Source organism: Myxococcus sp. CA039A (genome assembly GCF_013336645.1).
Taxonomy (GTDB): domain Bacteria; phylum Myxococcota; class Myxococcia; order Myxococcales; family Myxococcaceae; genus Myxococcus; species Myxococcus llanfairpwllgwyngyllgogerychwyrndrobwllllantysiliogogogochensis.
Genome location: NZ_JABUMQ010000113.1, coordinates 1 through 12,497 on the forward strand (window position 1 = coordinate 1; position 12,497 = coordinate 12,497).

Sequence of the window (12,497 nt, forward strand, 5' to 3'; positions counted from 1 at the left end):
GGCCCCGGCCCGCCCCGGTGGAGCCCGGCGGACGCATCAGCGAGCGCACCGAGTCCTCCGTGAGTCCCACCGCCAGCGCCGCCGCGCGAGCATCCCGCAGGCCCACCACGGCGGAGTTGGGGACGGTGATGGCGTCGCGGCGGCGGGAGATTTCAATGGCCACCTCCGCGTTCATCCCCGGGCGCAGCAGCCCTTCCGGATTGTCCAGGCGCACGAGCACCGGGAAGAGGGTGACGTTCTGCTCCACCAGCGCCTGGGGTTCGATCTTCACGACCTCACCGACGAACGTCTTTCCCGGGTACGCCTCCATCGTCACGCGCGCCTTGAGGCCCGCCTTGAGCTGGCCCACGTCCGTCTCGTCCACCTTGGCGCGCACTTGCATGACGGACAGGTCCGCCATCTTGAACAGCGTGCTGCCACCGGACACGTTGGACGTGGCCGACGCGATGATCTGCCCGGGCTGAATCGTCCGCTCCAGCAGCGTCCCGGCGCTGGGGGCGCGGATGGTGACGTCGCGGCTGCGCTCCTTGGCGAGCTGGAGGTTCGTCTCCGCGCGCACCTTGGCCGCCCGCGCGGTGGCGTAGGCATCCACCGTCGTCTCGTATTCCTGCTGGGTGACGTAGCCGGACTGACGCAGCGACTCCATGCGCTGGCGCTGGGCCTCCGTCGTGTTCAGTCGCACGCGCGCGGAGTCCAGGTCCGCCTGCGCCTGGGCCAGCGCGTTCTGCACGTCGCGCGGGTCGATCTCCGCGAGCAGCGCGTCCTTCTCCACCTTGTCGCCGGTGTCGAACAGCACGCGGAGCACTTCGCCGGACGCCTTGGACTTCACCTCCACCACGCGCAGCGGCTCCACCAGGCCGGCGGACTCCGCGACGACCTCCATGTCCCGGCGCTCCACCACGGCGACGGCCGCCGAGCGCTCCGGTGTGGCGGGCTCCGTGCTCCGCTGGGTGGCGTAGACGCCCGCTCCAATCAGGACCGCCGCGACACCCGTGATGACCATCTTCTTCGCCTTGCTCACGACGTCCTCCAGGTCTCTTCGTGGCCGCGCGATGCGCGGTCCCGCTCAATTCCGCTTCAGCTCGTCCCGCTCGATGACGCCGTCCTTCAAGAACAGCACCCGCCGCGCGTACGCCGCGATGTCCGACTCGTGCGTGACGAGCATCAACGTCTGCCCCTGGGCGTGCAGCTCGCCGAAGAGGGCCATGATCTCCTCACCCGTCCGGCTGTCGAGCGCGCCCGTGGGCTCGTCCGCCAGCAGCAGCGCGGGCTGCGTCACCAGCGCGCGGGCGATGGCCACGCGTTGACGTTGACCGCCCGACAGTTCGTTGGGCCGGTGGTCCTTGCGTGCGCCCAGGCCCACCTTCTCCAGCATCGCCGCCGCGCGCTCGTGGCGGACCTTCTTGGGCACGCGCGCGTACACCAGCGGCAGCGCCACGTTGTCCAGCGCGGAGGCGCGGGGCAGCAGGTTGAAGCTCTGGAACACGAAGCCCAGCTCGCGGTTGCGGATGCGCGCGAGCGCGTTCTCCGTCATTCCCGCCACGGGTTGGCCGTTGAGCCAGTACTGCCCGCCGCTCGGCACATCCAGGCAGCCGATGAGGTTCATGAAGGTGGACTTGCCGGAGCCCGACGGGCCCATGACGGCCACGTATTCGTTGCGGCGGATGGTGAGGTCCACGCCACGCAGCGCGCGCACCACCTCCGAGCCCATCGTGTAGTCCTTGCTCAAGCCCTCCACGCGGATGACAACGTCCGCGATGTCCCGCGCCGTCGAACTCTCCATGGCGATGCTCACAGCGGCCTCCCGGCGAGCGCTTCCAGTTCGGCGCGTGCGATGCGGTAGTCGAAGCGAGAGGACACGAGGTTGATCTCCGCCTGGACCAGGTTCTCCTGCGACGTCAGCAGCTCCAGGATGGTCGTCGCGCCCAGACGGTAGCGCTCTTCCTGCACCTTGAGGTCCTCGCGCGCCACCTCCACGGACTGCTCGGACAGGGTGATGCGATCCGCGGAGAGGCGCAGTTGAGCCAGCGCCTGGCTGGCCCCTGACCGCACCGCGCGCCGCGTGTCCGCGAGCTGCGCCTGGGACACGACTTCCTGCGTCCTGGCCCGCTGCACCCGCTCCTCGCGCAGGAATCCGTCGAAGATGGGGTAGGAGAGGCCCAGGCGCACCGACCAGCTCGTCTTGCCTCCGTTGAAGCTCGCGTCCTGGTTGAACCAGTCGTAGCCAGCGGACAGGCGAACGGACGGCAGGTAGGTCGCCTTCGCCACGCTCACGCCCGCTTCGGAGGCGCGCAGCGTGGAGGCCGCGGCGAGCACCGCGGGGGCGTTGGATTCCAGCTCCGTGATGAGCGCGGCCTCGGTGAGCGTGAACGGCTTGGGGCCCAGGTTCCCGTCGGCCTGGGCCTGCGCCGGACCGTCCGCGCCGATGAGGCGTCCCAGCGACAGGGCCGCCGAGGTGCGCTGGGTCTCCGCCGTGCGCAGCGCCTCCAGGGCCGTGGTGTGGTCCAGCCGCGCCCGCAGCAGGTCGGAGCGCGTCGCCGAGCCCACCGCCAGTCGCCGCTCCGCCGCGTCTTCGTTCTGCTTGGCCCGCTCGATGCGCGAGCGCGCCACTTCTTCCAGGCCCGTCGCCCGGAGCACCTCGTAGAAGGCGCGCTCCACGTCGAGCACCGCGCTGGCGCGCTGCGCGGTGAGCTGTGCCCCGGCCGCACCGGACTGCGCGCGGGTCTGCTTGCGCGTGGCGCTGCGCTGGCCACCGGTGAAGACGTTCCACGACGTGGACAGGCCCGCGCTGTACGTGTCGTTGGAGCCGGAGACGACGGTGCCTGTATCGGGCACGATGCGATCACTGCTGGAGAGCGAGCCCGTCGCGTTCGCCGAGAGGGAAGGGAGGTAGGCGCCCACCGCGCTGAGCTCCGCCGACGCCGCGTTGGTGACGGTGCCCTCCGCCTGCACCACCTGCGGATTCGCCTTGAGTGCCCGCGCGATGGCCTCCTCGAGCGTGACGGTCACGCCCTGGGGCTCTTCTGCCTGGGCCGTGAGGCTCTGGGCCGGCGCGCTGTCTGGGGCCTGGGGAGTTCCCTGAACCGGCGCGGCTGCGTCCTTCTTCGTCGTTTCCTGGGTGGGCGCGTCCGCCGGAGCCTTCTGCGCCTGGGCGGCGCTGTTCTGCTCGGTGCCGGGAGCCCCGGTGGGCGTTTGCGCCGCGCCCAATCCTGGCGTCGCCACCAGGCCGAGGAGGCCCAGCGTCAGCGCCGTCATCCGGTGGGGCCGTCTCTTGAACCACGCTCTCTTGAGCATCGTCATCGCAGCCATGTCCCGTTGAAGGCCGGTGCGCTTCTGGCGCGTCCGGCGGTTCCGAAGCAGGGTGACTGCATGCGCCTTGCCAGTTTTCAACACATTGAAACCTCAGGGGAAACCCGCGCGAGCGCTGCGAGAAGCGCCGCCCGAGTGCGGATTCCGCATGCGGTCCGCGAGGGTCTCCATCGGTCATGCCTCGCGGCGTGAGGGCCGCGTGGGGGCGGGGCTTCGTGGGCCCCTGGCGAGACGTGGGCCTCGTGCTTGCACACGGAGGCCGGGACGGGTGGGCGTGACGCGTGTCGCCGCCTGCTCGGACTGCGCTCCAGCGGCCCGTGCGCCGCGCCAACCCTCGGGGAGAACCGCATGGGCTCGACAGCAACCAGGCAATGGGGAGCCCGCGTGGCGCCACGCCGTGCGAGAAGGGAGTGCGGATTCCGCACCGTGCATGCAGAGTTCGCAGCGAGCGGAGGCATCTCATGGAGTGGGATTCACCCCGAGCGGGGTCATCGTCGATGAGCGGCGCGTCCCGTTGGAGGCCGCGTGGTCCGTGGATGCCGTGGGTCGCGGCGGGGCTCATGTGCGCCGTGCTTCTGTCCGCGGTGCTCTTCATCCGCAGGTCCGCGATGGAGTCGTCCTCGCTGGTGGTGCGAGGCATGGCCAACGTCCTGATGCACTCCGGGTTGGAGGCCTTCCGAGAGGGCTCGGGTCCTCCGAGCCAGCAGTCGCTCGATGCCTTCCTCGCGGCGAACCAGGAGGGCGGCCTGCGCTACGTGGCCATCATCGAGGACGGGCGGGTGCTGGAGTCGTCGGGGGAGGGCTCGCTGGGAGAGATTCAGGACGGCCCCCTGCTGCGCATCGAAGCGGGCCGGGGTCGCTTCATCCATCGACTGCGCAAGCCGAAGCCGGAGGCCCCGGTCACGACGAGCGGGGGTGCGCCCACGGTGGACCCGGCGCCGCAGGAGCCGCGCCGCAACCTGCGCATCGGCTACGAGTTCGAGCCTGTCACCGCGCTGGAGTTGACGGACCGCGCGCAGCGTCTGCTGTTCATCGCGGCGGTGTCGTGCGTGGGAATCCTGGGGCTGGCCTTCGCCTTCTCGCGCTCCCTGGCGCAGCGCGAGGCCCTGGCTGCGGAGCTGGAGCGAGGCCGTCGGCTGGCTGCGCTGGGCACCATGTCGGCGGTGCTGGCGCACGAGCTGCGCAACCCGCTGGCCTCGCTCAAGGGCCACGCACAGTTGCTCGCGGAGCGCGTGGAGCGGGACGAGGTGCTGCGCCCCAAGGCGGACCGCATCGTGGGTGAGGCGGTGCGGTTGGAGCAGCTGATGAATGACCTGCTGTCCTTCGTGCGCAGCGGAGAGCTGCGGCGCACCGGGACGGACCCCAACGAGGTGTTGCGCGCGGCGGTGGAGGCCACGGGTGAGTCCAGCGTGCAGGCGCACTACCTGCCGAGCCGCGAGCAGTGGGAGCTGGACGCTGGGCGCTTCCAGCAGGCGCTGGAGAACGTGCTGCGCAACGCGGTGCAGGTGAGTCCGGCCGGGCAGCGCGTGGAGGTGGACGTGGCCCAGGAGGGCAAGTCGCTCGTGTTCATCGTGAGGGATTACGGGCCGGGCATTCCGAAGGGAGACGAGGAGCGCATCTTCGAGCCCTTCGTCACCGGGCGGCTGCGGGGCGTGGGCCTGGGCCTGGCCATCACCCGCCGCATCGTGGAGCTGCACGGGGGCTCGGTGAGCGCGAAGACCCATTCCGGAGGTGGCGCGGAGTTCCGGCTCATCGTCCCGGCGAGGGGGACCTGAGCCATGGCGCGCATCCTGGTGGCGGATGACGAGGAGGGCGTGCGCTCGTTCATCGCGGAGGCGCTCGAGGTCGAAGGCCACGTGGTGACGACGGCGGCGGATGGTGAGGAGGCCGCGCGGCTCCTGGCGAAGCAGGGCGTGGATTTGCTGGTGACCGACCTGCGGATGCCGGGGATGGATGGGCTGACGCTGCTGCGCAAGGTGCGCGAGGAGCAGCCGGACGTGGAGGTCATCATCCTCACCGCGGTGGGCTCGGTGGAGAGCGCCGTGTCGGCGATGAAGGCCGGCGCGTTCGAGTACCTCCTCAAGCCGGTGGGAAGTCCGGCGGAGCTGCGACTGACGGTGGCTCGGGCGCTGGAGCGCCGCGCGCTGTTGAACTTCAAGGCGGAGGCGCGTCAGTCCACCAGCGAGGTGGTGCTGAGCTGGGGCGCGCCGTCGATGGGGCCCGTGGTGGAGGCGCTGCGCAAGGTGTCACCCACACAGGCCACGGTGTTGCTCGTGGGCGAGAGCGGCACGGGCAAGGAGGTCGCCGCGCGGGCGCTGCACCAGTGGGGTGAGCGCTCGGAGGGGCCCTTCGTCGCGGTCAACTGCGCGGCCCTCACGGAGACGCTGCTGGAGAGCGAGCTGTTCGGCCACGAGAAGGGCGCCTTCACCGGCGCGGTGGCGCAGCGGCGCGGACGCATCGAACTGGCCCAGGGCGGGACGTTCTTCCTGGACGAAGTGGGCGAGTTGAAGGCGGAGCTGCAGGCCAAGCTGTTGCGCGTGCTCCAGGAGCGGCGCTTCGAGCGCGTGGGTGGTACCCGGACGCTGGAGGCGGACGTGCGCTGGGTGGCGGCGACCAACCGCGACCTCAAGACGATGATGGCCCACGGCGAGTTCCGCGAGGACCTCTACCACCGGCTGGCGGTGTTCCCCATCCGGATGCCGTCGCTGCGCGAGCGTCGCGAGGACCTGCGTCCACTGGCGGAGCTGTTGCTGCGCCGCATTGGCGAGGAGCTGGGACGGCCCGGGTTGAAGCTGTCCCCGGAGGCGTCGGAGCGGCTGGAGTCCTTCTCCTGGCCGGGCAACGTGCGCGAGCTGCGCAATGCCCTGGAGCGCGCGGCCATCCTCGCCGACGGCGCGGTGGTGGAGTCGAGCCACCTGTGGCTGGACCCCACCAGTGCTCCGGCTCCCACGGCCACACCCGCGGCGGGCGTGCGCCTGCCGGACACGACGCTGGAGGAGCTGGAGCGGATGGCGATTGAACAGGCCATCGCGGACGAGGGTGGCAACCGGAAGCGCGCCGCGCAGCGGCTGGGCATCGGGTTGCGCACGCTCTACGACAAGCTGCGGCGCTACGGAATGCAGTGAGGCCAGGGAGCGCGAAGCAGCCGCGCCCCCGAGGCCACGCTCACGGAGGGCCGTAGCCCTGCACGCGGGAGTTGACCTCCACCGCGGTGGCGTAGATCTGCGCCCACGTCCGGTACTTCAGCTTGTCGCCGAAGCCCTTCTGGTCATTGGCGTAGTTGAACAGGTCCTTGCGGAAGAGCGCGTCGGCCGCCTTGCGCGCGCCATCGGCCAGGGGCGTGCCCTTGCGGTCGTAGTAGCGCAGCAGGTCATAGCCGTAGTCGTGCGTCTTCGCGGCCGGGTCGAACTCCTTGTCCGGGCCAATCTTGCCGGGCGCGGACGCGGAGCCGTGCGGGTCCTGCATGCGCTGACCGTGCTTCGTCTGGATGGCGTAGGGCTTGTAGCCCATCACCTTCTCGAAGTCGGCCGGGGGCGGGCGGGCACCCGTCAGGTACTCGTTCATCAGCTTGCCGTGGTCCCCGGCGGGGGCAGCGCCCACCTTGGCCGTCTTCTCCGTGGCGTTCGTGCCTCGGGCGAAGGTGTCCTGGGTGTTCGGCCGGACCGGCACCGCCGTGTTGGAGCGCTCGGCGGTCGGCGACTCAGCGCTGTTGGAGACCGGACGGCGGGAGGAGACGGGGGGATTGCGCACGAGCATGGAGGACCCGGGGGAAAGCTTCTCTTGGTTTGTCGCACTCTGTAGGGTGGAAGTTGCGTGAATGGGATTAACGCACCGCATTGTGAGAAGGAGAGCTTGTGGGCACGGACCTGTATCGCGACGGACTGGCGCGGCTGGAGGCGGGGGATGGGAAGGAGGCGAAGCGGCTGCTGGAGGCCGCGCTGCATGAGGCCCCGGGGGACGCGGGGGTGATGCACGCGCTGTCACGGGCGCTGGACCTGGCGGGGGAGCGCGCGAGGGCCGTGGAGTTGCTGGAGCTGGTCCACGCGAAGGCCCCATCGGAGCCGGGCCCGGCGTGTGACCTGGCGATTGCGCTGTTGGAGAAGGGGGAGGACGCGCGCGCGGCGCAGGTACTGGGGCCGGTGCTGGAGGCCCACCCCGACCACCCCCGGGCGAACCTGGACCTGGCGCTGGCGCTGGCGAAGACGGAGCCGGACCGGTCAAGGCTTCATGCCCAGCGCGCGGGCCGGAGCTCCAACGCGGACGAGCGCGAGCAGGCGGCGGCGCTGGAGCGGGTGCTGTCCGGACAGGCGCCCTGAGCCACGAGCGTCACATCTCCCGGACGCACGCCTCGATGTTGTTGCCGTCCGGGTCCAGCAGGAAGGCCGCGTAGTACTTGTAGGCGCCGACGCGCGGACCGGGCGCGCCATTGTCCCGGCCGCCCGCGGCCAGTCCGCGCTGATGGAACGCGTCCACCTCCGCGCGGTCCGTGGTGGAGAACGCCATGTGGAGGGGACTGCGCCCCGGGCCGTGCTGGTCCGTCCAGGTCTCCGGTCGAAGCGTGCCCACCCATAGGAAGGGGGACTTCGGGTCGGTGCCGAACAGCGCGAAGCCGTCGCCGCGTTCCATGAGTTTGAGCCCCAGCGGAGCGAGGCACGCCTCGTAGAAGCGCACGCACTTCTCCAGGTCCTTGGTCACGAATCCGAAGTGGTCGAGCTTAAGCATGCGGTCACGATGGGAACGGGCGCGACCCGGTGACAAGTGACCGCCCGGCGGTCCCCGCGCTCGCTCTCCCGCCTGCCTTCGCGCGGGCGGAAAGCGCACGACGGGCGGCCTCCCGAGGGAAGCCGCCCGCCGTGTGAGGTGCCGCGCGAAGCCGGTGCTACGGCGTCGTGTAGTTGATGGTCAGGTTGTACGTCGCCGCCTGGTTGCTGGCGCCGCGCACCATGACGTGGGCCGCTGTCTGCCCGGCGGGCACGGTGAGCGTGCACGTCTCGGCGGCTCCCGACAGGTTGGGGCGGCAGTCATAGGCGCTGGTGGTGGGCTGCGAGCCGAAGCGGACGTACAGGTTGGGGTTGCGCGTGCCTGTCATCACCACGCTGAACGTCGTGCCCGGCACCACGGTGTAGGGGCCGTAGCGCACGTTCGTGTTGCGCGTCACCGAGCCCGACTCCGTCTCCGTGGTGGGCGTGCCGGGCCCGCCACCGCCCGAATACGTGCCCGTCAGCGTCAGCCCGGAGTAGGCCGAGAAGGCGTTGACCATGACGTACCAGGTGCCGGCCTGCGGGTTGTTGATGGTGCACGTCTCCGCGTTGCCGCTGGTGTACGGGCGGCAGTCGTAGGTGCCGGAGTTCGGCGCGGCGCCGAAGCGCACGTACAGGTCCGCGTCACCCGTGCCACCGCTGGTGGTGACGACCAGCGAGGCGCGGCCCGCGGGGACCTCCAGCGTGTAGTACTTCTTGTTGCCGGAGCTGCCGGACAGGCCCGTCACCGGCACGCCGTTGCTCAGCGGCGTCGTCACCGGGGGCGGAGGCGGCACACCGACGGCCACCCACGCATCCGTCACGGCCTGCACCGTCGCGGCGTTGTAGCCCAGCTCCTGCGCGGCCTGGACGGTGTACGCCTTGGCCTGCTCGAACGTGGTGCTCGGGGTGAAGAGGTCCGTGTTGGCCTTGTAGAAGATGCGGCCGGCCGCTTCCGGGCCAATCGCGGCGACGGTGTTGGTCGTCTTGCCGCGCGGGTGCGTGCCACCCTTGGAGAGCAGGGCGAAGACGAGGTTGCTGATGCCGGAGCTGTAGTGCACGTCCACGCCGGACGAGTAGTCGCCGTAGAAGTCCAGCGAGTCGCCATCCTTGGCCGGGTCGTCCATGTAGCGCAGGGCGTCGTTGGCGGTGCCCGGGGTCCAGATGTCCTCGCCCACCATGAACACGTCCGCGTCCGTGGCCCAGCTGCGCGTCCAGCTCTCGCACACGCCGGAGAAGATGTCGGACATGGACTCGTTGAGGCCGCCGGACTCACCCGAGTAGATGAGGTCCGACTCGGTGTCCGTCACCGCGTGGGTCAGCTCGTGGACGGTGACGTCCAGGTCCTTGCCCAGCTCGATGGAGTTCACGCCGTCGCCGTCGCCGTACACCATCTGGGTGCCGTCCCAGTACGCGTTCACGTAGTTGCTGCCGTAGTGGACGGTGCTGATGAGCGCGGCGCCCGCGTTGTCGTACGAGTCGCGGCCGAACAGCGTCTGGTAGCAGTTGTACGTGACGCCGAGCTGGTCGTAGTTCATGTCCACGTGGGCATCGCCCGTGGCCGCCTGTCCCTCGCTGCGGCGGAGGGTGCCCGGCGTGGTGCTGCCATTGTTGGCGCTGTGCACCCGGCGGTTGAGCGCCTCGTGGATCTGCGGATGCGTGGCCACAACGCCGCCGCGCTGCGCGTCGACATAGACCAGGTCATCGGCCTTGAAGCCGTCGCGGGTGCCTACCAGGCGCACCTGCCACGCCAGCCGGAGCTCCTCGGTGCCCTCGGGACGCAGGTACACCAGCGTCGGAGCGCCCTCGGCCTTCGCGCCGTCGACGGACGTTCCGGCGAGCGCGGAAGTGCGAGCGGCCTCCGAGGCCACCGTCGCCCGAGCGGAAGGCGCCGAGCCACCGCGCGCCGAGCCGTTGGCCGCGTAGATGAGGCCCTCCGGGTCCGCGTGGAGGACCAACTCGCTGCCCACCACGGGCAGGCCCTGCTCGAGCTGCCGGAAGCGCAGGTGCTTGCGGCCCTGCGCGTCCACCGTGGCCCGGCGGAACACCAGGTCGTCGTTGCGCAGGCGGAAGGCGGAGGCGATCTCCGCCAGGGCCTCGCGAGCCTCCTCGCCGGAGTCGGAGCGAGCGCGCTGCGCGGACACTCCGCCAGCCTCGGTCAGCCGACCCAGCTCACCGCGAATGAGGAACGGAACACCTTCCTGCTGTCCGACCACCTCTGCTCCAGGCAGTCGCGCCAACGCGGCCTGGACATCCGCGTCCTTGGCCTCCCCGTTGGGTGCTTCTCCTTCTGGCTGCACCGCACCGCAAGCCATGAGACCGGCGCCAACCCACGCCGCGCAGAACGTCCTCCAGACATTGCCTCTCAAGAGCACGACCTTTCTGTAGAAGGGGCTCTTTCATTGCACGTGGCTTATTCGTGTTTCAAGTGATTTTGATATATAAGATGGTTTTCCTGTTTCGGGGTGGTTTTACACGCAGGCCCGCTCAGGTGTGCCCATTCGTGGGCAAGGGTATGTCGCCGCCACCCCTTCACACGTCAACGAGAGACAATCATGTCCACGCTGTCTTTCCCTGTCGCGGGGCTTCGTCCCCTGGCGCTCCTGCTGGCTCTGGGGCTCATCGTCGGTACGACTCCAGCCCTCGCGAGGGGGCGGTACTACAACCACTCCGGCGGTATCGAGACGAGTCACCCCGCGTGGATGAGCTGGGTCCCCAGCTCGACGGGCCTGGGCGCCCTGTCCATGCCTGGGACTCACGACACCATGGCCTATCAATCTTATGGTGGAGATCTGACACAGACCCAGTCGTTGGGATTGCGCCAGCAGCTCGACGCGGGGATCCGCGCGCTGGACATCCGTTGTCGGCACATCGGTGACCGTTTCACCATCCACCACGGCGTCGTCTACCTGCACGTCAACTTCGACGATGTCCTCCAGACGACCATCCAGTTCCTCAATGCGCACCCCACCGAGACGGTGGTGATGCGCGTGAAGCGGGAACACACGGAGGAGAGCAATACGCGCGGTTTCGCGCAGACCTTCGAGTGGTATCGCGACCAGCCCGCCTACAGCCCCTATCTCTGGCGGGGCTCTCATGTGCCCACGCTGGGAGAGGTCCGCGGGAAGATTGTGATTGTGGACGATTTCGCCGGAGGGACTTACGGCATCCCCTGGGGCGCGGTGAATCTCCAGGATGACTGGACGGTGTCCCAGCTCGCGGATATCGACGACAAGTGGAACAAGGTCCGGGCGCACCTGGACAGGACCCAGGGCGGCTCACCGTCCACCCTGTTCATCAACTTCCTGAGTGGTTCTTCCGCCATGGCTTATCCCTTACATGTGGCGGGAGGAATCAACATCCTGGGTATCAATTACCGGGGCGTGAATGACTACGCCATCGACCACCTGGTGGGCGGGTGGGCGCAGCGCGCGGGCATCATGATGATGGATTTCCCGGGGGCGGGATTGATTGACGCCATCCTGGCCCTCAACTTCCGGCTGCTGCCGTCCTCCAGTGGGTTGCCGACGGACTTCAGCGCCATCTTCAGAAATACGGGGTACACGCTCGGTGGCGACGCGGAGGCGCGCTGGTATGGGATGCAGGCGTTCCTCCAGAATGCGGCGCCCGGGCGCAACTGGCATGTGATGGCGCTCAAGAAGGAGTGGGGGGCGTGGATGCACCACGAGGGCGCCTTCTATCAATCCGATTCGATGGATGACTTCACGCACCTCGCCTTTCCAACGCGGACGGTGACCAGCGTGGTGGGGCCGGGGTATCTGGCCAGCTATGTGAACGGGCAGCTCGGGAGCCTGTCTGGAGGCTCGGGAGACAGGTCCTCCCAGCTCCATTCACGGCTGAGCGCGCGCTTCCCGTTCCAGCTCTGGTCCGTGGTGGTGAAGCGCGCTCCGGGAGGGCTCGGCAACTGGGCGTATTCGGATTTCGGGCGCGGCTACAAGACGTCGTCGGGCGACTACACGTATGCGGTCCAGGGCTACTCGGCCTACGACGGGGTGTATCTGCACGAGCACATCCAGCAGGAGGGCAACGTCGTCCGTCTGACGTCGAACGTCGGCTTCCTGGGGGACGTCGGCTTCGATGATTCGCTGAGCTCCGTCACGGTGCTGGGGCCCTATCAGACGACGCTGTGCGAGCACCCGAACCAGACGGGCCGGTGTTTCACCACGTCCTCGAGTATTCGCGAGGTCAACGCGGTGCCGGGTGGGCCGTGGAATGACCAGATTTCGTCGGCCTCCGTCAGCCGGACGGGGCTGCACTGAGGCTTCGGGCGGTGCCCGCGGGGTTGAATGTTCCTCGTCCCGCGGGCCCGTCCTGTCTGCCTCGCGGGGCAAGGTGCTGTCACACGTTGGATGGCGAGGCGCCTCGTTGAACATGCTTTGCCGGGAAGTCGGCAGTGTCGTGCCGGCTCCGCGCGACATTTGAAACAAG

10 protein-coding genes are annotated in these 12,497 nt (G+C 69.3%); 4 read left to right on the plus strand and 6 right to left on the minus strand.

What is annotated here, in order from left to right; genetic code table 11:
- From HR086_RS19995 to HR086_RS20005, 3 genes are all read right to left on the minus strand, one after another.
- The coding region (locus HR086_RS19995; protein WP_174466404.1) for an efflux RND transporter periplasmic adaptor subunit at window positions 1–1,021 on the minus strand (1,021 nt) is incomplete at its 3' end.
- Window positions 1,022–1,066: 45 nt separating this feature from the next.
- A complete protein-coding gene (locus HR086_RS20000) occupies window positions 1,067–1,783 on the minus strand; it encodes an ABC transporter ATP-binding protein (RefSeq protein WP_141645674.1) in 717 nt (238 codons plus the stop codon).
- A gap of 8 nt (window positions 1,784–1,791) precedes the next feature.
- Window positions 1,792–3,300 (minus strand): TolC family protein, encoded by a 1,509-nt coding sequence (locus HR086_RS20005; RefSeq protein ID WP_254626394.1) that lies wholly within the window; start codon window positions 3,298–3,300, stop codon window positions 1,792–1,794.
- Window positions 3,301–3,869: 569 nt separating this feature from the next.
- Here HR086_RS20005 and HR086_RS20010 point away from each other — a divergent pair.
- Complete coding sequence (locus tag HR086_RS20010) at window positions 3,870–5,084, plus strand: sensor histidine kinase KdpD (protein ID WP_246137460.1); 1,215 nt, start codon at window positions 3,870–3,872, stop codon at window positions 5,082–5,084.
- Window positions 5,085–5,087: 3 nt separating this feature from the next.
- A complete protein-coding gene (locus HR086_RS20015; RefSeq protein WP_174456703.1) occupies window positions 5,088–6,434 on the plus strand; it encodes a sigma-54 dependent transcriptional regulator in 1,347 nt (448 codons plus the stop codon).
- Window positions 6,435–6,474: 40 nt separating this feature from the next.
- Here HR086_RS20015 and HR086_RS20020 read toward each other — a convergent pair whose 3' ends face one another.
- On the minus strand, window positions 6,475–7,065 hold the full coding sequence (locus tag HR086_RS20020) for a hypothetical protein (RefSeq protein ID WP_174466405.1): 591 nt from the start codon (window positions 7,063–7,065) through the stop codon (window positions 6,475–6,477).
- A gap of 98 nt (window positions 7,066–7,163) precedes the next feature.
- Here HR086_RS20020 and HR086_RS20025 point away from each other — a divergent pair, with 98 nt between their 5' ends.
- On the plus strand, window positions 7,164–7,625 hold the full coding sequence (locus HR086_RS20025; RefSeq protein WP_174456701.1) for a tetratricopeptide repeat protein: 462 nt from the start codon (window positions 7,164–7,166) through the stop codon (window positions 7,623–7,625).
- A 10-nt stretch (window positions 7,626–7,635) separates the two neighbouring features.
- Here the strand turns inward: HR086_RS20025 and HR086_RS20030 are convergent, their stop codons facing one another.
- Together HR086_RS20030 and HR086_RS20035 are read right to left on the minus strand one after the other, a co-directional pair.
- On the minus strand, window positions 7,636–8,031 hold the full coding sequence (locus HR086_RS20030) for a VOC family protein (RefSeq protein ID WP_174456700.1): 396 nt from the start codon (window positions 8,029–8,031) through the stop codon (window positions 7,636–7,638).
- 157 nt (window positions 8,032–8,188) lie between these two features.
- Entirely contained in the window at window positions 8,189–10,363 is a 2,175-nt protein-coding gene (locus HR086_RS20035; protein WP_174466406.1) for a M4 family metallopeptidase, read from the minus strand.
- 240 nt (window positions 10,364–10,603) lie between these two features.
- Here HR086_RS20035 and HR086_RS20040 point away from each other — a divergent pair, with 240 nt between their 5' ends.
- Window positions 10,604–12,328: a phosphatidylinositol-specific phospholipase C gene (locus HR086_RS20040; RefSeq protein ID WP_174466407.1), complete on the plus strand. Its 1,725-nt coding sequence runs from the start codon at window positions 10,604–10,606 to the stop codon at window positions 12,326–12,328.
- Window positions 12,329–12,497 lie beyond the last annotated feature (169 nt).